20 protein-coding genes are annotated in these 22,940 nt (G+C 71.3%); 7 read left to right on the forward strand and 13 right to left on the reverse strand.

What is annotated here, in order from left to right; all coding sequences use genetic code 11:
• Nucleotides 1-38 precede the first annotated feature (38 nt).
• Nucleotides 39-317: an Lrp/AsnC family transcriptional regulator gene (locus ACZ2G1_RS02780; RefSeq protein WP_017833527.1), complete on the forward strand. Its 279-nt coding sequence runs from the start codon at nt 39-41 to the stop codon at nt 315-317.
• 133 nt (nt 318-450) lie between these two features.
• On the opposite strand, the gene trpD is transcribed toward ACZ2G1_RS02780, so the two are convergent.
• On the reverse strand, nt 451-1,509 hold the full coding sequence (gene trpD / locus ACZ2G1_RS02785; RefSeq protein WP_470377451.1) for an anthranilate phosphoribosyltransferase: 1,059 nt from the start codon (nt 1,507-1,509) through the stop codon (nt 451-453).
• Between the two features lie 249 nt (nt 1,510-1,758).
• On the opposite strand from trpD, the gene ctaE reads away from it, so the two are divergent.
• The 4 genes from ctaE (at nt 1,759) to qcrB (ending at nt 6,077) form a co-directional block, all read left to right on the forward strand.
• Nucleotides 1,759-2,397 (forward strand): aa3-type cytochrome oxidase subunit III, encoded by a 639-nt coding sequence (ctaE, locus tag ACZ2G1_RS02790; protein WP_031283044.1) that lies wholly within the window; start codon nt 1,759-1,761, stop codon nt 2,395-2,397.
• Nucleotides 2,398-2,456: 59 nt separating this feature from the next.
• Nucleotides 2,457-3,248 carry a cytochrome bc1 complex diheme cytochrome c subunit gene (gene qcrC / locus ACZ2G1_RS02795; RefSeq protein WP_017833530.1) on the forward strand — a complete coding sequence of 264 codons (792 nt, stop codon included), beginning with the start codon at nt 2,457-2,459 and terminating at the stop codon, nt 3,246-3,248.
• A gap of 73 nt (nt 3,249-3,321) precedes the next feature.
• Nucleotides 3,322-4,416: a cytochrome bc1 complex Rieske iron-sulfur subunit gene (qcrA, locus tag ACZ2G1_RS02800; protein ID WP_336649427.1), complete on the forward strand. Its 1,095-nt coding sequence runs from the start codon at nt 3,322-3,324 to the stop codon at nt 4,414-4,416.
• On the forward strand, nt 4,416-6,077 hold the full coding sequence (qcrB, locus tag ACZ2G1_RS02805) for a cytochrome bc1 complex cytochrome b subunit (RefSeq protein ID WP_470377452.1): 1,662 nt from the start codon (nt 4,416-4,418) through the stop codon (nt 6,075-6,077). Before qcrA ends, qcrB begins: the two co-directional genes overlap by 1 nt.
• A gap of 1,085 nt (nt 6,078-7,162) precedes the next feature.
• Here qcrB and ACZ2G1_RS02810 read toward each other — a convergent pair.
• From ACZ2G1_RS02810 to ACZ2G1_RS02830, 5 genes are all read right to left on the reverse strand, one after another.
• Nucleotides 7,163-7,567, reverse strand: a complete 405-nt coding sequence (locus tag ACZ2G1_RS02810) for a cytochrome c oxidase subunit 4 (protein ID WP_017834559.1) — start codon at nt 7,565-7,567, stop codon at nt 7,163-7,165.
• Nucleotides 7,568-7,569: 2 nt separating this feature from the next.
• The gene (gene ctaD, locus ACZ2G1_RS02815) at nt 7,570-9,282 is read right to left on the reverse strand and encodes an aa3-type cytochrome oxidase subunit I (protein WP_115155982.1); all 1,713 of its coding nucleotides are present in this window, start codon (nt 9,280-9,282) and stop codon (nt 7,570-7,572) included.
• Between the two features lie 9 nt (nt 9,283-9,291).
• Nucleotides 9,292-10,173, reverse strand: a complete 882-nt coding sequence (ctaC, locus tag ACZ2G1_RS02820) for an aa3-type cytochrome oxidase subunit II (RefSeq protein ID WP_031283271.1) — start codon at nt 10,171-10,173, stop codon at nt 9,292-9,294.
• Nucleotides 10,174-10,423: 250 nt separating this feature from the next.
• Entirely contained in the window at nt 10,424-10,795 is a 372-nt protein-coding gene (locus ACZ2G1_RS02825) for a HesB/IscA family protein (protein ID WP_017833990.1), read from the reverse strand.
• Between the two features lie 84 nt (nt 10,796-10,879).
• Nucleotides 10,880-12,301, reverse strand: a complete 1,422-nt coding sequence (locus tag ACZ2G1_RS02830) for a M20/M25/M40 family metallo-hydrolase (protein ID WP_470377453.1) — start codon at nt 12,299-12,301, stop codon at nt 10,880-10,882.
• Between the two features lie 62 nt (nt 12,302-12,363).
• Between ACZ2G1_RS02830 and ACZ2G1_RS02835 the strand changes: the two genes are divergently transcribed.
• Nucleotides 12,364-12,969 carry a DUF3043 domain-containing protein gene (locus ACZ2G1_RS02835; protein ID WP_031283270.1) on the forward strand — a complete coding sequence of 202 codons (606 nt, stop codon included), beginning with the start codon at nt 12,364-12,366 and terminating at the stop codon, nt 12,967-12,969.
• Nucleotides 12,970-13,116: 147 nt separating this feature from the next.
• Here ACZ2G1_RS02835 and ACZ2G1_RS02840 read toward each other — a convergent pair whose 3' ends face one another.
• On the reverse strand, nt 13,117-14,205 hold the full coding sequence (locus tag ACZ2G1_RS02840) for a quinone-dependent dihydroorotate dehydrogenase (protein ID WP_095651086.1): 1,089 nt from the start codon (nt 14,203-14,205) through the stop codon (nt 13,117-13,119).
• A gap of 96 nt (nt 14,206-14,301) precedes the next feature.
• On the opposite strand from ACZ2G1_RS02840, the gene ACZ2G1_RS02845 reads away from it, so the two are divergent.
• A complete protein-coding gene (locus ACZ2G1_RS02845) occupies nt 14,302-15,360 on the forward strand; it encodes an alpha/beta hydrolase (protein WP_017833986.1) in 1,059 nt (352 codons plus the stop codon).
• On the opposite strand, the gene ACZ2G1_RS02850 is transcribed toward ACZ2G1_RS02845, so the two are convergent.
• The 6 genes from ACZ2G1_RS02850 to ACZ2G1_RS02875 all read right to left on the reverse strand — a co-directional run bounded on the left by ACZ2G1_RS02850 (nt 15,312) and on the right by ACZ2G1_RS02875 (nt 22,932).
• Nucleotides 15,312-16,106 carry an isoprenyl transferase gene (locus ACZ2G1_RS02850; protein ID WP_470377454.1) on the reverse strand — a complete coding sequence of 265 codons (795 nt, stop codon included), beginning with the start codon at nt 16,104-16,106 and terminating at the stop codon, nt 15,312-15,314. The genes ACZ2G1_RS02845 and ACZ2G1_RS02850 overlap by 49 nt on opposite strands.
• A gap of 2 nt (nt 16,107-16,108) precedes the next feature.
• Complete coding sequence (gene recO, locus ACZ2G1_RS02855) at nt 16,109-16,861, reverse strand: DNA repair protein RecO (protein WP_470377455.1); 753 nt, start codon at nt 16,859-16,861, stop codon at nt 16,109-16,111.
• 126 nt (nt 16,862-16,987) lie between these two features.
• Nucleotides 16,988-18,733: a 2-isopropylmalate synthase gene (leuA, locus tag ACZ2G1_RS02860; RefSeq protein WP_017833983.1), complete on the reverse strand. Its 1,746-nt coding sequence runs from the start codon at nt 18,731-18,733 to the stop codon at nt 16,988-16,990.
• A 178-nt stretch (nt 18,734-18,911) separates the two neighbouring features.
• Nucleotides 18,912-20,381: an LCP family protein gene (locus ACZ2G1_RS02865; RefSeq protein ID WP_470377456.1), complete on the reverse strand. Its 1,470-nt coding sequence runs from the start codon at nt 20,379-20,381 to the stop codon at nt 18,912-18,914.
• 153 nt (nt 20,382-20,534) lie between these two features.
• Nucleotides 20,535-21,611, reverse strand: a complete 1,077-nt coding sequence (locus tag ACZ2G1_RS02870) for a GTPase Era (RefSeq protein WP_470377457.1) — start codon at nt 21,609-21,611, stop codon at nt 20,535-20,537.
• Nucleotides 21,604-22,932: a hemolysin family protein gene (locus ACZ2G1_RS02875; RefSeq protein WP_341273785.1), complete on the reverse strand. Its 1,329-nt coding sequence runs from the start codon at nt 22,930-22,932 to the stop codon at nt 21,604-21,606. Before ACZ2G1_RS02875 ends, ACZ2G1_RS02870 begins: the two co-directional genes overlap by 8 nt.
• Nucleotides 22,933-22,940 lie beyond the last annotated feature (8 nt).

A 22,940-nucleotide genomic window follows, 5' to 3' on the forward strand; every position in this document is an offset into this window, starting at 1 on the left:
GCCGGTCCTGCCGGCCCCGCTCCCGCGAAAGGTGCTCCATGCTCACCGCCATCGTCCTCATCAAGACCTCCGCCGACCGGATCCCCGAGGTCGCCGAGCAGATCTCGGACATCCCCGGCATCAGCGAGGTGTACTCCGTGACCGGCGACTGGGACCTCATCGCGATGGTGCGCGTGCACCGGCACGAGGATCTCGCGGACGTCATCGCCGACCGGCTCTCCAAGGTCGAGGGCGTCGTGGGCACGAACACCAACATCGCGTTCCGGACCTACAGCAAGCACGACCTGGAGGCGGCCTTCTCGCTCGGCATCGACTGACGGCCACCCGCCGTCCGGCCTCGTGCCACCCGGCCGGAGCCCGCGCGGCGGTCGGGCGCACGGACAGCAGGAGGCCGGCGGGGGAACGCCCCGCCGGCCTCCGTCGTCGTCGGCCCTCCGCCGGCGCGGCGCCTCAGCGTGCGGTGTGGGCGATCCAGCGGTCCAGGACGGCGCGGGCCGCGCCGCTGTCCACCGACTCCTCCGCGCGCCGCACCGCCGCGGCCATCCGGTCCTGGAAGGACCCCTCGGCACCGGTGTCGAAGGCCACGAGGCCGGCGGCGGAGTTGAGCAGCACGGCGTTGCGCACGTGCCCCTTCTCCCCCGCCAGGACCCGCTCGACCACGCCCGCGTTGTACCGGGCGTCCTGACCCCGGAGATCCTCGATCGTGGCCCGGGGCATGCCGAGGTCAAGCGGCTCGAGGTCGTGGTGGTCGACCCGCCCGTCCCGGACCTCCCAGACCTCGGAGGGCGCCGTCACGGTGAGCTCGTCGAGGCCGTCGCCGCCCCGAAAGACGAGGGCCCGGTCGCCGCGGGCCGCGAAGACGCCCGCGATCAGCGGCGCCAGCGAGCGGTCGGCCACGCCGACGGCCGAGGCCTCGACCCGCGCCGGGTTCGTGATCGGCCCCAGGAAGTTGAAGGCGGTGGCCACGCGCAGCTGAGCCCGGGCCGCCGCGGCGAAGCGCATCGACGGGTGGAAGGTCTGGGCGAAGAGGAACGTGATGCCCACGTGCTGGGCCGCGGACTCCACCATCTCGACCGGCAGGTCCAGCCGCACCCCGAGCGCCTCCAGGACGTCGGCGGAGCCGGACTTCGAGGACGACGCGCGGTTGCCGTGCTTGACGACCTTCGCCCCGGCGCCCGCGCACACGAGGGCGGACATCGTGGAGATGTTGACGCTGGAGAGCCGGTCGCCGCCGGTCCCCACGATGTCCAGGGCCGGGCCGGGGATGTCGACCGGCCGGGCGTTGCCCACCATGGCGTCGGCCAGCCCGGTCAGCTCCTCGACCGTCTCCCCCTTCGCCCGCAGGGCCACGAGGAAACCGGCGATGACGACGTCGGACACCTCGCCCGACATGATCGTGTCCATGGCCCAGTAGGCCTGGTCGCGGGTCAGGTCGGTGCCGGAGATCAGGGCGGTGATCAGGTCCGGCCACTCGAAGTGCGCGGCGGTCGTCGGTGTCGTCGTGTTCACGCCCCCGATCGTATCGCCCGCCGCCGGACCGGCCCGAACGGGCTCCCGGGCGTGGGATGTCCCTCGCCGAGGACTTGTGACACGGATCACATCGGGGTCCCGGAGGCCCCCGGATCCCCGGCCTCCCGCGCTCGGAAGCGCGAGGAGACGGCGCGCCTCGTCTGCGGGGGCCCTCGGCGCCCGGACACGCGAACCGCCCGACCCCGACCCTGGTTGGTCCACCGGGAGTTTTGGCGACATAATGTCTCTGTGACGACTGCAACCCATACCCCAGCCAAGCCGGTAGGCGGGTCGATCAACCGACCCAACCTCACCTCAGTGGGCACCATCGTGTGGCTCGCTTCCGAGCTGATGTTCTTCGCCGGCCTCTTTGCCATGTACTTCACCCTGCGCTCCACCGCACCGGAGCTCTGGGCCGAGGAGACCGCCAAGCTGAACGTCTGGCTTGCGCTCGCCAACACCATCGTCCTGGTGCTGAGCTCGGTGACCTGCCAGTTCGGCGTCTTCGCCGCCGAGCGCCTCCAGCCCCGTAGGGCCGGCGGGATCTTCCAGGTCACGCGCTGGGGCATGGTCGAGTGGTTCGCCCTGACCTTCATCATGGGCGCGATCTTCGTGGCGGTGCAGTCCTTCGAGTACGCCGAGCTGGTCGCCCACGGCATCAGCATCCCGGCCAACTCCTACGGCTCCGCCTTCTACATCACCACGGGCTTCCACGCCCTGCACGTGACGGGCGGTCTCATCGCGTTCCTGTTCATCATGGGGCGTGCCTTCATCGCCAAGCGCTTCGGGCACTTCGAGGCCACCTCGGCGATCGTCGTGTCCTACTACTGGCACTTCGTGGACGTCGTCTGGATCGTGCTGTTCCTCGTGATCTATTTCCTCAAGTAGGCCACGCGGTCCGGAGGACGCACCAAGCAAACCAACACCGAGTTAAAGGAACGTTTGACGTGAAGGCACTTTCGCAGCAGCGACGCCACCCTCTGGCCGTCCTGGTCCTGATGGTCCTGGCCCTGCTCCTCAGCGGTGGGCTCTACGCAGTCGCCACCACCACCAACGAGGCCAAGGCCCAGACCGAGTCCTACACCGCACAGGACATCGAGGAGGGCGAGAAGCTGTTCGTCGCGAACTGCTCCACCTGCCACGGCCTCGACGGCGCCGGGACCCCCTCCGGCCCGTCGCTCGTCGGCGTCGGTGCGGCCGCCGTCGACTTCCAGGTCGGCACCGGCCGCATGCCCATGCAGGCCAACGGTCCCCAGGCCGAGCAGAAGGCGGTCCAGTTCAACGACGAGCAGGTCCGTCAGTTCGCCGCCTACGTGGCGACCCTCGGCGCCGGCCCGGGCATCCCCGAGGAGCAGTACCTGGACGTCTCCCAGGGCAACGCCGCCAACGGTGCGAAGGTGTTCCTCGCGAACTGCGCCATGTGCCACAACGCCGCCGGTGCCGGCGGTGCGCTGACCCGCGGCAAGTACGCCCCCTCGGTGATGGACGTCGAGGAGAAGCACATCTACGAGGCCATGCAGACCGGCCCGCAGAACATGCCGGTGTTCAACGACGCGAACATCACCCCCGAGGAGAAGCGGGACGTCATCACCTACCTGAAGACCCTCGAGGACAACCCCAACCCCGGCGGCTTCGGGCTCGGCGCCCTCGGCCCGGTGTCGGAGGGCCTGTTCGTCTGGACCATCGGGCTCGCCGTCATCATCGGGTTCACCGTCTGGCTCACCTCGCGCTCCGCCTGACGGGCCGTGCCGGCAGCGGATGTCGGACCCCGAAGCTACGATCAACTGCACCAAGAGAAGAATGAGGGACCACATGGGAAGCCACAGTGACGGCACTCCCCACCAGTCGGGAACCGTTGCCACCACGGGCACCACGGCAATGGAGCGTTTCCCCGACCCCGGACTGCCCCCGCACCGCCCGCGCCTGACGGACATCGACTCCACGGCCGCCAAGCGCGCCGAACGGCAGGTCGTCCTGCTGTTCCTGATCTCGATCCTCGGATCGATCCTGTTCTTCGTCGGGTACTTCGGCGTCCGCGTCGACGGACCCATCTACGACGTCACGAACACCGCGCCCACGCAGGCCCTCCAGCTGCAGAACCTGCTGCTCGGCCTCGGCGTCGCCCTGGGCATGTTCGGCATCGGTCTCGGCGTGGTCCACTGGGCCCGCACGCTCATGCCCGACCACGAGCTGGTGGAGAACCGGCACGCGGTGCGCACGGAGGAGCAGCGCGCCGAGGCGCAGAGCATCCTGACCACGATCTACGACGAGTCCGGGATCAAGCGTCGGCCGCTGCTGCGCAACACCCTCATCGGCGCGGCCGTGCTCGCTCCCCTGCCGTTCGTCGGCCTGCTGCGGGACCTCGGCCCGACCGATCTGGACGTCCTCAAGGAGACCATCTGGGACGAGGGGATCCGTCTGGTGCGCGATCCCTCCGGCACGCCCATCAAGGCCTCGGACGTCACCCTCGGCTCCACGTTCCACGTGGTCCCCGAGAACCTGAGCGCCATCGGGCACAACGAGGGCTATCTCGACGAGAAGGCCAAGGCCGTGGTGCTGCTCATGCGCCTCGACCCGGACACCGTCAACGTCTCGCCCGAGCGGGCCGACTGGAACGTCGACGGCATCTTCGCCTACTCGAAGGTCTGCACCCACGTCGGCTGCCCGGTCGCGCTCTACGAGCAGCAGACCCACCACCTGCTGTGCCCGTGCCACCAGTCCACGTTCGACCTCGCGAACGAGTGCGAGGTCATCTTCGGGCCGGCTGCCCGGCCCCTTCCCCAGCTGCCGATCACTGTGGACGACGAGGGCTACCTCGTGGCCCGCAGCGACTTCCAGGAGCCGGTCGGTCCGACCTACTCGCAGCGCGGTACCCATGTCGAGGAGATGCAGGGTGAGGCGAACTGATGTCCACGTCCACTGATTACGAGTACAAGCCCCAGACGGGCACCGGCCGGATCGCGAACTTCGTCGACACCCGTGTCGGCATGTCGCCGATCGTCAAGGAGTTCGGCCGGAAGATCTTCCCGGACCACTGGTCCTTCATGTTCGGGGAGGTGGCGCTGTACACCTTCGTCATCCTTCTGCTCTCCGGCACGTTCCTGGCCCTGTGGTTCGAGCCGTCGATGGCGGCCCTGGAGTACGAGGGCTCCTACGTCCCGATGCAGGGCGTCGAGATGTCCGCGGCCTACGCCTCCTCGCTCGACATCTCGTTCGACATCCGCGGCGGGCTCTTCCTGCGCCAGATCCACCACTGGTCCGCGCTGGTCTTCGCCGCCGCCGTGTCCGTCCACATGCTGCGCGTGTTCTTCACGGGGGCCTTCCGCCGCCCGCGCGAGCTCAACTGGCTCGTCGGCGTCGCGCTCTTCCTGCTCGCGATCGTCGCCGGCTTCACCGGCTACTCGCTCCCCGACGACGTGCTCTCCGGCAACGGTCTGCGCATCGCCGACGCGATCCTGAAGGCACTCCCCATCGTGGGCGCCTACCTGTCGATGTTCCTGTTCGGCGGCGAGTTCCCCGGCCACGACATCATCGCGCGCCTCTACATCCTCCACGTGCTCGTGATCCCGGCGATCATCCTGATGCTGATCGTCGTCCACCTGTTCATGGTCGTGGTGCACAAGCACACCCAGTTCCCCGGCCCGGGCCGCACCGAGAACAACGTCGTCGGCTTCCCCGTGGGACCGATCTACGCGGCGAAGGCCGGCGGGTTCTTCTTCATCGTGTTCGGCATCATGGCCCTGATGGCGGGCACCACCACCATCAACGCGATCTGGAACTACGGTCCGTACGATCCCTCCCCGGTGCAGGCCGGTTCCCAGCCCGACTGGTACATGGGCTTCACCGACGGCGCCGTGCGCCTCATGCCCGGCACCTGGCCGTTCAACTGGGAGTGGACGTTCTGGGGCATGTCGATCCCGATGAACGTGCTGCTGCCGATGGCGCCGCTCGCGGTGCTCTTCGGGCTCATGGCCGCGTGGCCCTGGATCGAGCGCTGGGTCACGAAGGACGACCGGGAGCACCACATCCTCGACCGTCCCCGGAACGCTCCGTTCCGGACCGCCATGGGCGCCGCCGGCGTGACGTTCTACACGATCATGCTCATCGCGGCCAGCGGCGACCTCATCGCCACGCACTTCAACCTGGCCGTCAACGACGTCCTGTACTGGCTGCGCGCCCTGTACTTCCTGGGTCCGATCCTGGCCTTCATGATCACCCGCCGGATCTGCCTGGCGCTGCAGCGCAAGGACCGGGAGATCGTCCTCCACGGCCGGGAGACCGGACGGGTGCAGCAGCTCCCCCACGGTGAGTTCATCGAGGTGCACGAGCCGCTCGACGAGTACAAGCGGTACCGACTGGTCAACATGCCCGACTACCAGGTCGAGCCGGCCCAGCCGAACGCGAAGGGCAAGATCACGGCCGGCGAGAAGACGCGGGAGCGGATCAGCCGCTTCTTCTTCGAGGACCGTGTCGCCCCCGTCACCCCCGCCGAGCTCGAGGCGGCGCACCATCACCACGAGGCCGACGCCCTCACCACGGGTTCCCAGGACCGGGAGCTCGTGCGCTGAGCAGGCAGCACGCCTGACAGGGCCCCGAGAGGAACATTCCTCTCGGGGCCCTGTCGCATCTGTGGATCCGTCGTCGGCGCTCGGACACAGCTGAGACATGACCGCATGACTCCTCCGACGGCCCTCAGCGCCGTTCTGTCGGGACAGGACCTGCGAACCGCATTCTCCCGGGTCTGCTGCCCCGGAGGCCCGCAGGACCGCGTCCACGCCCTCCTGGCGGGACGCTGCGGCCGCAAGCGACCGGTACCAGCCCGGGACCGTCGGAGCCCGCCCTCGGACCGGCACCGGTCGATGCACCGGGCCGGGCGTGGAGATGCGCGATGGCCACCGCGCGGTCGGTGAGAGCCCGTGCCGGGGCGGCCCGGACGACCGGGGGCGGTTGTCGCCGCCGTGCTCGCCAGGCGTCTCCGAGGCGTCTCCGGCGGCCCCCAGGCCCGGCGGGCTGGTCCGGCACCGGACGGACGCGGGAGGACGCTCCGTGTCCTCTGGCATCGCGGAGCCTGCGGCGCGGCGGTGACGACCCGGTCAGCGTCGAGAACGGTCCCGCGCGGAACACCGAGCCGCTCGAGGCGCACCATGACCAGGCAGAGGACGCAGTACGGACGGTCGCCAGGGTGCACCGCCCAGGGATGGTCCTGCGCCTCGACCTTCGACCGGTGCACCACGTGCCATCCGGCATCGTCCGTCCGATCGCGCCGGAACCCCTGAACGGCGCACCGGAGCCTCTGGATGACGCACCGGGCCGCTCAGGGCGGAGTGACCGGGCCGCTGCTCCGGACCGTGTCGTCGAGGTCGCGGGCGGCAGAGGGCCCCGGTTCCCGGGAACCCGGCCCTGACTCCACCCGAGGCTCTGCCTCGGGCCCTGGGGCACCAGGCACCCGTCGCACGGAGCGTCGTCGCCGGCCTGCTCAAGGGCCTGCCGCGGCAGCGGCTCCCCGGCCGTCGGCCGCGTCCCCGAGGACGCTGTGGCCCGCCCAGGTCTCCCCCGGGACGGGCCACGGCCGCCCGCAGCGCGGGGACGCGAAAGGCCCCGGACACCTGGGGTGTCCGGGGCCTTGTCGACGGTCGGCGTTCAGCCGCCCGTGTCAGTGGGCGTGGTCGCCGCGGGAGTACTCGAAGATCAGACCGACCAGGCCGAGCACCGCCAGAGGGGCGGCGAGGCCGAGGATCCACCAGCCCATGGCCAGCGCCGTGAACGCGAGGGCGCAGCCGGTGCCGAGCAGCAGGGGCCACCAGCTCCACGGGGAGAAGTGTCCGTACTCGCCGGCGGACTCGACGATCTCGCCGTCGAGCTTGTCCTCGGGGAGGACGCCACCGGTGTTGCGGTTCACGAGCCACAGGTAGACGGCCAGCATGAAGGACATGGCGCCGACGGCCAGCAGCGCCGGGAACCCGACGAGCTCGTCGAACCGCGTGAGAAAGCCGTAGACCACGGCCACCAGGAGGCTGAAGCCCCCGATGAGGATGAACAGTTTGATGGAGAGTTTCATGCTCAGCCCTTCCGCGTGGCGATGGCGCCGTCGTCGACCGGGGACTGCTGCGGGGACTCCGCGGCCAGCTCCGGGTGGTGCAGGTCAAGCGCGGGCCGTTCGGAGCGGATGCGCGGCAGCGAGGTGAAGTTGTGGCGCGGTGGGGGGCAGGAGGTCGCCCACTCCAGCGATCCGCCGAAGCCCCACGGGTCATCCACCTCGACCTTGGTGCCGTTGCGCCAGGTCGTGTAGACGTTCCAGAACCACGGGATCATCGACACGCCGAGAAGCATGGCTCCGACGGTGGAGATCTGGTTCATCCAGGTGAAGTCGTCCTCCGGCAGGTAGTCCGCGTAGCGGCGCGGCATGCCGGACACGCCCAGCCAGTGCTGGATGAGGAAGGTCATGTGGAAGCCGAGGAACAGCAGCCAGAAGTGGATCTTGCCGATCCGCTCGTTGAGCATCTTGCCGGTGAACTTGGGCCACCAGAAGTAGAAGCCGGCGAACATGCCGAACACCACGGTGCCGAAGATGACGTAGTGGAAGTGGGCGACCACGAAGTAGGAGTCGGAGACCTGGAAGTCCAGCGGCGGGGCAGCGAGGATCACCCCGGTCAGGCCGCCGAAGAGGAAGGTGAACATGAACCCCAGGACCCACAGCATGGGGGTCTCGAAGGTGATCGAGCCCTGCCACATGGTGCCGATCCAGTTGAAGAACTTCACCCCGGTGGGTACGGCGATCATCATGGTCATGAACGCGAAGAAGCTCAAGAACACGGCTCCGGTCACGTACATGTGGTGGGCCCACACGGTCACCGACAGCGCGGCGATGGTGATGGTCGCGAACACGAGGCCCTTGTAGCCGAACAGCGGCTTGCGGGAGAACACCGGGATGATCTCGGAGACGATGCCGAAGAACGGCAGCGCGAGCACGTACACCTCGGGGTGGCCGAAGAACCAGAAGAGGTGCTGCCACAGCACCGCTCCCCCGTTGGCCGGGTCGAAGATGTGCCCGCCCAGGGTCCGGTCCATGCCCAGCGCGAACAGCGCGGCGGCCAGCGGCGGGAACACCATGATCACGAGCAGCGAGGTGATGAGCGTGTTCCAGGTGAACAGGCCCATCCGCCACACGGTCATGCCGGGGGCGCGCATCGCGATGATCGTGGTGATGAAGTTGACGCCGCCCATGATCGTGCCGAAGCCGGACAGGGCGAGGCCGAAGACCCAGAGGTCACCACCGGCGCCGGGCGAGAACGAGGAGTTGCTCAGCGGCGTGTACGCGAACCAGCCGAAGGAGGCCGCGCCCTGCGGGGTGAGAAACCCGGCGGTGGCGATCAGCGAGCCGAACAGGAAGAACCAGAACGCCAGGGCGTTGAGCCGCGGGAACGCGACGTCGGGGGCGCCGATCTGCAGCGGGACGATGACGTTGGCGAAGCCGACGAACAGCGGGGTGCCGAACATCAGCAGCATCAGCGTGCCGTGCATGGTGAACAGCTGGTTGTACTGCTCCTTGGTCTCCAGGATCTGCATGCCCGGCTCGAAGAGCTCGGCGCGGATCAGCAGCGCCATGACGCCGGCGATGCAGAAGAAGGCGAACGAGGAGATCAGGTACATGTACCCGATCGTCTTGTGGTCGGTGGACGTGATCCAGTTGACGACCATCCGTCCCTTGGACCGGGGCACCACGCGCGGAGCGACAGTGGCTGCCTCGTCCCGTGAATACTCGAGTGTGGACACCGGTACTCCTTAGTTGTTAAAAGATTCTTGCTGCTGGTCGTCCGCGCCCGGGTAGGAGTCGCGGCTGTACTCCTCGCCCAGGGCCCCGGTCTGGCCGGCGTCGCGCAAGGACTGGATGTGGGCGTCGTACTCGGCCTGGCTGACCACGTTGACGTTGAACAGCATCTCCGAGTGGTACTCGCCGCAGAACTCGGCGCACTTGCCGAAGTACTCGCCCTCACGGCCCGTGGTGATGCTGATGTTGTTGGTGCGTCCCGGGAACATGTCCGCCTTCTCGAGGAACGCGGGGACCCAGAAGGAGTGGATGACGTCGCGGGAGGTGACCTGCAGCTCGACGTCGCTGTCGACGGGCAGGTACAGGGTAGGCACCCGCTCGGGGACGCCCTCCTCGCCGTCGAGGTGGCCCTGGATGCCGGTGTCCCAGACGTCGTCGGTCAGGTAGTTGAAGTCCCAGGCCCACTGCTTGCCGTAGACCTGGACGGTCACGTCCGGGTTGTCGTGCTGGGCCGTGATCTCGGCCTGGGTCCGCTCGGTGAAGAAGAACAGGGACATGATCAGGGCGATCGGGACGATCGTGTAGAAGACCTCGAGCGGGGCGTGGTACGCCACCTGGCGCGGGTAGCCGGTCTCGTTCTTGCGCCGGCGGTAGGCGATCATGCACCAGAGCATGAGGCCCCAGGTCACCAGTCCCACGACGAGGGCCGCGATCCAGGACCCGACCCACAGGTCGAGGATCATGTCGGCGTTGTCGGTGGTGCCACGCTCGGTGGGCATCCAGCCGAGCTTCGCCTCTTCCGAGCAACCCGTCAGCGCGGTTGCTGCCAGGACTGCTACCGCAGACACCTTCGCCGTGCGGCGCCGGAGGCTGTCGGTTCGTGTGTGCGAACTCACAGACGGCCCTTCCTCTTCTTCTCGTGCTCGTCGTCTGCGCGCCGAAGGCCCCGATTCGAAGAGCCCGGACACAGTCAGGTGGAATGTTTCCCTCCGAGCTTACCCCGTGTCGCTGACATCTGGTGACACAGTGTCAGCTTCCGCGCGGCGCTCGGAGGCCCCTCTTGGAGCTGTCCGCGGGACCCCCCGGAAACGCCGGGAGGCCCGCCGTCCGGACGGACGACGGGCCTCTCGGGAGGAGCGGACGGACTCAGTGGAAGGAGTCGCCGCAGGCGCAGGAACCCCCGGCGTTGGGGTTGTCGATCGAGAACCCCTGCTTGGAGATCGTGTCCTCGAAGTCGACCGTGGAGCCCTCGAGGTAGGGCACGCTCATCTTGTCCACGATGACCTCGACGCCGCCGAAGTCCCGCACGGAGTCCCCGTCCAGGATGCGCTCGTCGAAGTACAGCTGGTAGATGAGGCCCGAGCAGCCGCCGGGCTGGACCGCCACGCGCAGCCGGAGGTCGGTGCGGCCCTCCTGCTCGAGCAGGGCGCGGACCTTCTGGGACGCGACGTCGGTCAGCTGGACGCCGTGGGTGGGCAGGCCGTCCACTGCGGCGCCGTTCTCGGTCGTGACGCTCATGATGCTCACTTTCTGTGGAGGGGTGCCGCACGGGGTCGGACCGGCGGCGGGTCTGTCACGGGCACAACGGATGGGCGATCGGGTTCATTCCCGGATCCGCCGCCCGGGGCGGGCGGCGTCGTCGAGGGCGAGCAGCATCAGCGTCTCCGCGACCACCGCGCGCTCGAACTCCGCCAGGTGCAGCGACTCGTTGGCGCTGTGCGCCCGGGAGTCCGGGTCCTCGACGCCCGTGATGAGGATGCCGGTCTCAGGATAGACCTCCAGGAGGTCCGCGGTGAAGGGGATGGAGCCGCCGATCCCCGTCTCCACGGCGGGCCGGCCCCACGCCTCCCCCAGCGCCCACCGGGCGATCCGCGCGGACTCGGAGCTCATGTCGGTGCGGAAAGACTGTCCCGTCTCCTCGAGCTCGAAGCGCACGTGCGCCCCGAACGGCGCGTGCTCCTCCACGTGGCGCCGGAGGGCCTCCGCGGCCTCGGCGGGGTCCTGGCCCGGCGCCGTGCGCAGGCTCAGCTTCGCGCGGGCGGATGCGGCGATGGTGTTGGCGGCGGTGTCCACGGGCGTGACGTCCATGCCCGTGACCGACAGCGCGGGCTGCGTCCAGAGCCGGGAGGCGATCGAACCGCGCCCGGCCAGCCGGACGCCCTCCAGGACCGCCGCGTCGGCCCGGAACCGCTCCTCGTCGTAGACCAGGTCGGTGCGGTCCTCGGCGAGCAGCCCCTCGACGGCGACCGCGCCGTCGTCGTCGTGCAGGGTCGCGATGAGCCGGGCCAGCAGCGTGGGCGCGTCCAGGACCGGGCCGCCGTACATGCCCGAGTGCACGGCGTGCTCGAGCACGGACAGCTCCACGACGGCGCCGACCATCCCGCGCAGGCTCGTGGTCAGGGCGGGCACGCCGACCTCCCAGTTGGCGGAGTCCGCGATGACGATGACGTCCGCGGCCAGCCGTTCCCGGTGGGCCTCCAGGAAGTCCCGGAAGGACGGGGAGCCGGCCTCCTCCTCCCCCTCCACGAAGACGGTCACGCCGAGGCCGAAGTCGTCGCCGCGGTGGGCGGTCGCGGCGCGCAGGGCGGCGGCGTGGGCCATCACCCCGGCCTTGTCGTCGGCCGCGCCCCGCCCGTACAGGCGGCCGTCGCGCTCCTCGGCGACGAACGGTTCGGAGTCCCACAGCTCGCGCCGGCCCGGGGGCTGGACGTCGTGGTGGGCGTAGAGCAGCACGGTCGGCCGGCCGGGCGCGGGCCGGCGGTGGGCGACGACGGCGGGGTGTCCCGGCCCGTCGCCCAGGGGCACGCGCAGGATCTCCACCTCCTCCAGGCCGGCGTCCGCGAGCACGCCGGCCACGGCCACCGCACTGCGCTCGAGCTGCGCGGCGTCGAAGGACTCCCAGGCGATGCCGGGGATCGCGACCAGCTCGACGAGCTGCTCGAGGGTCCGCGGCATGTCCGCGCGCACGGCCGCGCGCACGGTGTTGACGGGGACGGGGACGGTCGGGGCACAGGGCTCGCTCATGGCACCCACCCTATGTCCGGGGCCCGGCGGGGACCGGCAGGTCCGTCGGCTATCCTTGACGGGTGTTTGGACGCAAGAAGGAAGCAGACCGCGCAGGGTCCACGTCGGTGACCGCTGCGGCCGCCCCGACGGAACCGGTGGCCGCCCCGCGGCAGACCCCGGGCAAGGGCCGGCCCACGCCCAGCCGCCGGCAGCAGGAGGCGGCCCGGCGCCGGCCCCTGGTCCCGGAGGACCGCAAGGCCGCGAAGGCGCAGTCCCGCGACGCCGCGCGCGAGCAGCGGATGCGGGCTCAGGCCGGCATGGCGGCCGGGGACGAGCGGTTCCTCGGGCCGCGGGACCGCGGCCCGCAGCGCCGGTTCGCGCGGGACTGGGTGGACTCCCGGATCAACGTGGGCGAGTACCTCATGGTCGTGGCGCTGCTCGCGCTCGTCATCCTGTTCTTCCCCGTCCAGGACGTGGCCACCTACGGCGTCTACCTCATCTGGGCGCTGATGATCCTGGGCATCGTGGACGCCGTGCTGTCGACGGCCCGGATGAAGAAGGCCATGCAGGCGAAGTTCGGGACCGTGGAGCGCGGCGTGCGCTGGTACGCCGCGATGCGCTCCTTCACGATGCGCCGCCTCCGCCTGCCCAAGCCCCAGGTCGCCCGCGGGGAGCGCCCCTCCTGAGCCCCGGTCGGCCCGCGCCCGGCGCAGGGCCCGGCCGCGACAGGACTGCCCCCGGACCGCACGGTCCGGGGGCAGTCCCGATCCCGACGACGGGACGGCCGTCGGCGGCGCCCCGTCGTAACGGGAGCCGTCAGCCCCGGTGAGCCGTCAGCTCCAGGCGCGGCCCGCCCGGCGCGCCAGGCCCTGGTTGATGCGGCGCGCCCAGAAGGGTCCCTCGTAGAGGAAGGCGGTGTAGCCCTGCACGAGAGTCGCGCCGGCGTCGAGGCGCTCCTGGACGTCCTCCGCCGTGGTCACCCCGCCCACGGAGACCAGCACCAGCCGGTCCCCCACGCGCTCGCGCAGCAGCCGCAGCACCTCGAGGGAGCGCCGCCGCAGCGGGGCCCCGGAGAGCCCGCCGGCCCCATGGGCCTCGATCTCGGCGGGGTCGGAGACCAGCCCCAGCCCGGTCCGGGCGATGGTCGTGTTGGTGGCCACGATGCCGTCCAGGCCCAGGTCGAGGGCCAGGTCCGCGACGGCCAGCACGTCCTCGTCCGACAGGTCCGGGGCGATCTTCACGAGCAGCGGGACGTGCCGGTCCGCGGCCTCGTCGGCCGCGCGGCCCACCGCGCCGAGCAGCGGCCGCAGGCTCTCGATCTCCTGCAGCTGGCGCAGGCCCGGGGTGTTGGGCGAGGACACGTTGACCACGAGGTAGTCCGCGAGGGGGGCGAGGACCCGGGCGCTCTGCAGGTAGTCGTCCACCGCGTCCTCCAGCGGCACCGCCTTGGTCTTGCCGATGTTGACGCCGAGCACCGGACGGGCGCGGTCGCGGTGGTCCGCCTCGAGCTCGCGGCGCGCCTGCGCGAGGCGCGGGGCCACGGCCGCCGCACCCTCGTTGTTGAAGCCCATCCGGTTGATCACGGCCCGGTCCCGGACGAGCCGGAACAGACGGGGCCGGGGGTTGCCCGGCTGCGCCTGGGCGGTCACGGTGCCGATCTCGACGTGCCCGAAGCCGAGGTCGGTGAGGGCGCCGATCCCCTCGCCGCCCTTGTCGAAACCGGCCGCCAGCCCGAACGGGGACGGGAACCGCAGGCCCAGCGCCTCCACCTCGAGCGCGGGATCGGGCCGGGTGTAGACCCGCAGCGCGGTGCTGATCCGGGCGGCGCGCGCCGCCCGGATCCCGAGGAACCCGACCCGGTGGGCCCGTTCGGGGTCCATCCGGGAGAAGACAGCCGTGAAGAACGTAGGGTAGAAGCGCATGGTCCCAGTCTTCCACAGGGCACTCCTCCGGCCGGGCGGCCGCGGAGGGGCTTGACGGACCGGCGCCCCGACGGGCCGCCCGCACGAGGTGAGGGCATGGGTGCTCCCCCGGACCCGTGGGTCCCCGACGTGCTGGGACCCGGCTTCCGCGCGCGGACCGTGGACCTGGACCCCGGCTCCGCCCCCCACTCCACCGCCACGGTGGTCCGCTACCGGCCGGGGGACGTCCCGCTCGTGCCGGGCCGACTGCGCGGGGCCGTGCTGTACCTGCACGGCTGGTCCGACTACTTCTTCAACGCCGAGCTGGCCCGGACGTGCGCGGCCGCGGGCTACGCGTTCTACGCCCTGGACCTGCACGGCTACGGCCGGAACCTCACCGACGAGGTGCTCGCCGTGGAGGAGGGCCGCCCGGGCCACACCACGGACCTCGCGGACTACGACGACGACATCGCCGCGGCGCTCGGCGTGATGGCCGAGGACGGTCTGCCCGGTCCGCGGGGGCGGCTCGTGCTGATGGGCCACTCGACCGGGGGTCTCACCGCGGCGATGTGGGCCTCACGGCACCCCGACCGGCTCGACGGACTGGCCCTCAACGCCCCCTGGATCGGCAGCCACGGCTCCGACGCCGTGGGCGCCGTCCTGCGCCCCCTGGTGGCCCGGCTCGCCGAGCAGCGCCCGGACGTCCCGGTGCGGGCCCGGCTGCGCAGCCACTACTACCGGGTGATCAGCGAGCACGCGGAGGGCGAGTGGCCGATCGACGCCCGGTGGCGGCCCGAGACCAGCTTCGACATCACCCCGGGGTGGCTCAACGCTGTCCTTCAGGCTCAGGGTGAAGTGGCGAAGGGTTTGAACCTTCACCTTCCAGTGCTGGTGCAGACCTCGGCCCGCTCGTGCATCCGCCCCTGGTGGAGCGAGCGGATGCGCTCGGCCGACACCGTGCTGGACGTCCGGCAGATCCGCCGGCACGCGCCCGATCTGGGCACCGACGTGACGCTGCGCTCCTACGAGGGCGCCGTCCACGACGTGCACCTCTCCCGGCAGGCCGTGCGCCGGGCCGCGCAGAGGGATCTCGCCGCCTGGCTGCGCGGTCTGCGACGGCGCCGGCCTCAGGCGGAGGCGCCGGGGCCGGCGACGCGGTCGACGGCTCCGCCGTAGCGCCGGTCCCGCCGGGCGTAGACCTCCACGGCCTCCCACAGGGTGCGGCGGTCGACGTCCGGCCAGAGCACGTCCTGGAAGACGAGCTCGGCGTAGGCGGACTGCCACAGGAGGAAGTTGGAGATCCGCTGCTCCCCCGAGGAGCGCAGGAAGAGGTCGACGTCCGGCAGGTCGGGCTCGTCGAGGTAGCGCTGGACGGTCTTCTCGTCGATGCTCCGCGGGTTCAGGACGCCCGCCCGGGCGTCGGCGGCGATGGCGGCCGCGGCGTCGGCGATCTCGGCCCGCCCCCCGTAGTTCACGCACATGGTGAGGGTGACGACGTCGTTGTCGCGGGTGGCCCGCTCGGCCTCCTCCAGGCGGTTGATGACCGAGCGCCACAGGCGGGGCTTGCGCCCGGCCCACCGGATCCGGATGCCCCACTCCTGGAAGGTGGGCAGCTGGCGCTCCATGACGTCGGCGGTGTAGTTCATCAGGAACGTCACCTCGTCCAGGGAGCGCTTCCAGTTCTCGGTGGAGAACGCGTAGGCGCTGACGTACGGGATGCCCATCCCGATGGCCCCGGCCATCACCTCGATCAGGGCCGCCTCTCCCGCCTTGTGGCCCTCGTTGCGCGGCAGCCCGCGCTGGTTCGCCCAGCGCCCGTTCCCGTCCATGACCACGGCCACGTGCTGCGGCACGAACTGCCGCGGGATCGGCGGGGCGCTGGCGCCGCTGGGATGGGCGGGCGGGGCGGCAAAGCCGGGCATGGTCAGCTCCGTTCCACGAGGTTCAGGGACCGGACGGCCCTCTCCAGGTGCCACTGTACGTAGGTGGCCACGATCCCGGCGGCGGCCCGGGCCGTGCGGGGCTCCACGGCGTCGATCCGCTCCCACGCCCCGGTGAGCAGGGCGGAGAGGTGCTCGACGGTCGCGGGGTCGGGGGCGGCGGCCCCCGGCGGGCGGCAGGCCGGGCAGACGGCGCCGCCGAGCGGGGCCGAGAACGCCTCGTGCGGTCCGGGGGCGCCGCACCGGGCGCAGTCGGTGAAGCTCGGGGCCCACCCGGCCGTGGACACGGCGCGCAGCAGGTAGGAGTCCAGGACGGCCCCGGGTTCGTGCAGCCCGCGGGCCAGGGCGGACAGGGCGCCGACGAGCAGCCGGTACTGCTGGGCCGCGGACTCGTCGTCGTTCTCCGTGAACTTCTCCGCGGCCTCGGTCATGGCCGCGGCGGCGGTGTACTTGGCGTAGTCGGCGGCGATGACCGACCCGTAGCCGCGCTTGCCCAGCGCCTGGGAGACGATGCCGAGGTTGCGACCGGTGACCAGCTGCAGCTCGGCGACGTTGAACGGCTCGAGCCGGGAGCCGAAGCGGGAGGTCGTGCGCCGCACGCCCTTGGCCACGGCCCGGACCTGCCCGTGGTCCCGGGTCAGGAGCACGACGATCCGGTCGGCCTCGCCGAGCTTGTAGGTGCGCAGCACGACGGCGTCGTCCCGGTAGCTGCGTGATGCGAACGTCGTCCTGGCCACCGCATCATTGTCCCACGCGGGGCGGACGGCGCAGGCCGACGGCGCAGCGGGACGGGCCGGGCGGGACGACGACGGCGGGCCGCCCCACGTCCGGGGCGGCCCGCCGTCGCACGGTACGCCGGGCGCTCAGCCCTGGGCGTCCCGCACGGCCCGGTTGACCGCCGAGACGAGGGCCTTCAGGGACGCGCGGGTGGTGTTCGCGTCGATGCCGACGCCCCACAGGACGCGGTCCCCCACGGCGGCCTCGACGTAGCTGGCCGCCTGGGCGTCGCCGCCGGCCGAGAGGGCGTGCTCGCTGTAGTCGAGCACGCGCACGTCCACGCCCTCGGACGCGAGGATCGTCTGCAGCGCCTCGATGGGGCCGTTGCCCTGCGCCGTGCGGTGGTGCTGGACGCCGTCGACGTCCAGGCCGATCTCGAGGGTGCTCTCCCCGTCCTCCTCGGAGGTCGTGGTGATGTTGGTGATCCGGTACCGGCCCCAGCGCCCGGCGTCCCCGTCCTGGACGGTGGGCAGGTACTCGTCCGCGAACACCTTCCACAGCTCCGCGCCGGAGACCTCCCCGCCGGAGGTGTCGGTGTGCTCCTGCACCACGCGGGAGAACTCGATCTGCGCCCGCCGCGGCAGGTCCAGCCCGTGCTCGTTGGCGAGCAGGTAGGCGACCCCGCCCTTGCCGGACTGCGAGTTCACCCGGATGACGGCCTCGTAGGTGCGGCCCAGGTCCTTGGGGTCGATGGGCAGGTAGGGCACGGCCCACACCAGCTCGTCGACGCCCCGGCCCTGCTCCTGCGCGTCCCGGGCCATCCGGTCGAAGCCCTTCTTGATGGCGTCCTGGTGGGAGCCGGAGAACGCCGTGAACACGAGGTCCCCGCCGTAGGGGGCCCGCTCGGGGACGGGCAGCTGGTTGCAGTACTCGACGGTCCGGCGGATGTCGTCGATGTCGGAGAAGTCGATCTGCGGGTCCACGCCCTGGGTCAGCAGGTTCAGGCCCAGGGTCACCAGGTCCACGTTGCCGGTCCGCTCACCGTTGCCGAACAGGCAGCCCTCGATGCGGTCGGCGCCGGCCAGGTAGCCCAGCTCGGCCGCCGCCACGCCGGTGCCGCGGTCGTTGTGGGGGTGCAGGGAGACCACGGTGGCGTCCCGGTTGTAGAGGTTGCGGCACATCCACTCGATGGAGTCGGCGTAGACGTTGGGGGTGGCCATCTCCACGGTGGCGGGCAGGTTGAGGATCATCTCCCGGTCCCCGCCGATCTCGAAGGTCTCGGCCACGGCGTTGGCGATGCGCGCCGCGAACTCGAGCTCGGTGCCGGTGTAGGACTCCGGGGAGTACTCGTAGGTCACGGACGTGTTCTTCAGCTGCTCCTCGTACTTCAGGCACAGCCGCGCCCCCGTGAGGGCGATGTCCACGATCCCGTCCATGTCCTGGTCGAAGACCACGCGCCGCTGCAGGGTGGAGGTCGCGTTGTAGAGGTGCACGATCGCCTTGTCGGCGCCGTCGATGGCCTCGTAGGTGCGCTCGATGAGGTGCTCGCGGGACTGGGTCAGGACCTGGATCGTGACGTCGTCGGGGATCCGGTCCTCCTCGATGAGCCGGCGCACGAAGTCGAAGTCGGTCTGGGAGGCGGAGGGGAACCCGACCTCGATCTCCTTGTAGCCCATCCGCACGAGCAGCTCGAACATCTTGAGCTTGCGGTCGGAGTTCATGGGGTCGATCAGCGCCTGGTTGCCGTCCCGCAGGTCCACGGCGCACCACCGGGGCGCCTCGGTGATCACCCGGTCCGGCCAGGTGCGGTCGGAGAGGTCGAACGGGAACTGCTGCTGGTACGGCACGTACTTGTGGATCGGCATGCCGGAGGGCTGCTGGTAGTTGCGCATGGAAGGGGCCTGTTCTGCTCGAGACGTCTGCGGGTGGCCGGGCATCAAGAACTCCGCAACGGGAGGCCGGCCATCCAGTCCTCGGGTCAGGCCCCGTTGCGGCACGTAAGGAGGAGGAGCGTCCCGGTCCGCATGTGTTCAACCTATCACGGGGTGTCCGGCGCGCCGGGTCGCGTTCTCACCAGTCGCCGGCCGCCTGCTGGCAGGTGTACTGCTCCGCGGTCTGACCGTTGAGGTCCCCGGGCAGCCCCGCCCCGAGCTCGAGCCGGTCCCCCTCGCGGAAGTCCTGGCCCACCGACACGAACACCCCCACCACGTCGGTGGTCGGCACGATCTGCGAGGAGGGGACGCCGAGCAGCTCGGCGACCTCGACGGCCGCCTCGTACCACCCCGCGCCGAAGAAGATCTGCGTGCCCGGCAGCTCGGTGGCCTGCGGGCCGGACTCGACGGCCGTGTAGCCCTCGTCCTCGAGCACGTCGGCGATGTCCGCGTCCCGGCCGTCGACGCCGGAGACGTTGGCGACCGTGAGCGGGACCGTGGCCGGGTCGACCGTGGGGGCCGGGACGGCGGCGTCGGGCGACGGGGTCGCGGAGGAGGTCGGCTCGTCGGCCGGCTCCGCGGAGGGCGACGTGAGCGGCCGGTCCTCGCGCAGCGCCTCGAAGAGGTGCTCGGCCGGGTCCGCGTCGAGCTGGAGCCGGTTGGGGTCCAGCGCGTAGGGCTCGGTGGGCGCCGTCACGAAGACCATGCTGCCCAGGTCGATCCCCCGGACCGCCGTGCCGAGCCCGACCACCGTCGGGACGGAGCCGAGCCCCTCGTCGACGTGCAGGTTGCGGGTGGCGACGTCGGCGATCTCGTAGAGCTTCGGCAGGTCCGACAGCGTCCCCTCGTCCTTGATCTTGCGGGCCATGGACGCGAGGAACGACTGCTGGGAGCGGATCCGGCTCGTGTCCCCGCCGTCGCCGAAGGCGGCGCGGCTGCGCAGGAACGCCAGGGCCTGCTCGCCCTCGACGGAGGAGACGCCGGCGGGCAGCTCCAGCCCCGACTTCGGGTCGTCGACGGCGTCGTTGACGCACACCTCGACGCCGCCCACGGTCGAGGACAGCTCCTTGACGGCGTTGAAGTCGGCGAGCATGAAGTGGTCGATCCTGAGGCCGGTCATCTGGTTGACGGTCGCGACCGTGCACCCGGGGCCGCCGTTGGCGATCGCCGAGTTCAGCATCGCGTTCTCCTCCGCCGGGTGGACCTCGCCGGACTCGGGGTCCGTGCAGCGCGGGATGTCCGCGACCAGGTCGCGCGGCAGGGACACCACGGTCACACCGCTGCGGTCCTCGCTCACGTGCACCAGCATCATGACGTCGGTCAGGCCGGCGCCGGCGCTGTCCTCGTCGTCGCCGTACCTGTCGTTGCCCTCGCCGTCACGGGTGTCGGTGCCCATCACGAGGATGTCGAGCGGGCCGGCCTCGGGCCCGGTCCCGTCGCCGAGGTCGAGCGGGGAGGTGTCCAGGTTGGACTGCAGCCGCCAGGTCGCGGCCACGCCGGCCCCGAGGACCGCGAGCAGGACGACGACCAGCCCGACGGCGGCCCAGCGCTTCCGGGACCATCGGCGGGCGCGGTGGCGTCCGTGGGCGGCGGGGGGCGTAGAGGACACGGTGACTCTCTCCTGGCGGGCCCTGGGCGCGGGGTCCGGGGTCGGGGGGACGGCGCCCGGCCGGGGCGCCGGGTGTCATGCTAGTCGCCCGCCCCGGGACTCGGGGCGGGCGACGCGGCGGGGTGGGGGCGCGATCCGGGGGCGCCGGGTGGCTCAGAAGCCCAGGCGGGACAGCTGCTTGGGGTCGCGCTGCCACTCCTTGGCGATCTTCACGTGCAGGTCGAGGTAGACCTTCGTGCCCAGCAGCGCCTCGATGGCGGTCCGGGACCGGGTGCCGATCTCGCGCAGCCGCGCGCCGCCCTTGCCGATGATGATGGCCTTCTGCGACGACCGCTCGACGTAGACGTTGACCCGCACGTCGAGCAGCGGCCGGTCCGCGGGGCGGCCCTCGCGGGCCACCATCTCCTCGACCACGACCGCGAGGGAGTGCGGCAGCTCGTCCCGCACCCCCTCCAGGGCGGCCTCCCGGACGAGCTCGGCGACCATCGTCATCTCGGGCTCGTCGGTCAGCTCGCCGTCGGGGTACAGGGCCGGGGACTCCGGCATCCTGCCGATGAGCAGCCCGGCGAGGGCGTCGACCTGGAAGCCGTCCACGGCGGAGACGGGGATGACCTCGGCCCAGCCCGGGTCGTCGGCGTCGGGACGGGGCGCGTGCGCGGCCGCGGAGCGGTGGCGGGGCTTGCGGGCGGCACGCTCGGCGCGCTCGGCGCGGACCCGGTGCTCGGCCTCCATGACGGAGCGGCCCAGCTCGGTGACCGCCAGCAGCTGCTCGGCGAGCTCGGCGCGGGAGACGGTGTCCGTCTTCGTGACGATCGCCACGACCGGCTTGTTGCCGGAGGCCGCGAGCTGCTGGGCGATGAACCGGTCCCCGGGGCCGATCTTCTCGTCGGCGGGCACGCAGAAGCCGATGACGTCGACCTCCGCGAGGGTGTCCGCCACGAGGTCGTTGAGCCGCTCGCCGAGCAGCGTCCGCGGCCGGTGCAGGCCCGGGGTGTCCACGAGCACGAGCTGGCCCTCGGGCCGGTGCACGATGCCCCGGATGGTGTGCCGCGTGGTCTGCGGCCGGCTCGAGGTGATCGCGACCTTCTGCCCGACCAGGGCGTTGGTGAGCGTGGACTTCCCGGCGTTGGGGCGGCCGACCAGCACGGCGAAGCCGGCGCGGAACGGGACCGGCTCCCCGGTGGTGGCCTCGCCGGCCCGAGGGGGCACGGCGGGTGTGGGCTCAGACATGGTGGTGGGTCTCCTCCTCGGACTCCTGGGCGGCGGGCTCCACGGCCGTGGAGCCCGGGGGGACCCAGTCGGGGTCCCGGCGGACCTCGAGCTGGCCCACCCGGTTGCGCCGGCCCTCCAGGGTGACGGCCTCGAGGACGATGCCCTCGACGGTGGCGCGGGAGCCCACGATGGGCACCCGGCCGGTGGACTTGGCGAGCAGGCCGCCGGCCGTGTCCACCTCGTCGTCCTCGAGGTCGAGGCCGAACAGGTCGCCCAGGTCCTCGACGCTGAGCCGGGCGGAGATCCGGTAGCGGCCGTCGCCGAGCTCGGCGACCTCGGGCTTCTCCCGGTCGTACTCGTCGACGATCTCGCCGAGCAGCTCCTCGATGAGGTCCTCGAGGGTCACCAGCCCGGCGGTGCCGCCGTACTCGTCGACGACGATCGCCACGTGGATCGACTCGAGCTGCATCTCGCGCAGCAGCTCGTTGACCTTCTTCGACTCGGGCACGTAGCGGACCTCGCGGGCGAGCTCGGAGAGCCCGGTGAGCCGCAGCCCGGTGCCCAGCCGGTGCACCCGCTCGGCGAGGTCCTTCTGGTACAGGATGCCGAGGACGTCGTCGGCGCTCTCGCCGATCACCGGGATGCGGGAGTAGCCGGAGCGGAAGAAGAGGTTCAGGGCGTTGTCCACGGTGTCGTCGTCGTCGACGGAGACCATGTCGGTGCGGGGCACCATGACGGCCCGGACGTTGGTGTCGTCGAGGTCGAAGACCGAGTGCAGCAGCTCCGCCTCGTTGTCCTCGATGAGGGCCTGGCCCGTGGACCGGTCCACGAACTCGAGCAGCTCCTCCTCGGTGAGGTAGCCGGGGGCGATGTTCCCGGCGTCCCGGGTGCCCGAGGAGCCCAGCCGCACGAGCATCCCGGGGACCGGCCCGAGCACGATGCGCAGCAGGCGCACCAGGCCGGCGGTGGCCCGGACGGTGCCGGCGGCGTGGCTGCGCCCGACCTGGCGCGGGGAGACCCCGGTGAGGACGAAGCCCACGGCGGCCATCACCACGGTGGCCAGGAGGCCGGCGAGCCAGACGTCGTCGAGGCCGTCGAACATCGCGAGGGCCACCGCTACGGCGGAGGCCGTCTCGAACCACACGCTCCAGAAGCGCAGGGCCTGCAGGTGCGCGGTGGGCGTGGCCAGGATCCTGGCGGCGGAGGAGTCGGGGGCGTCCCGGGCGATGGCCTCGGCGTCCGCGCGGGGCAGGTAGGTGAGGCCCGTCTCGGCGGCCGTGAGGACGAACGCCGTGCCCAGGAACACGATCGCCGCGACGACCAGGACGGCAGTGGTCATCATGGGGC

The organism is Kocuria sp. KKT182 (assembly GCF_055635395.1).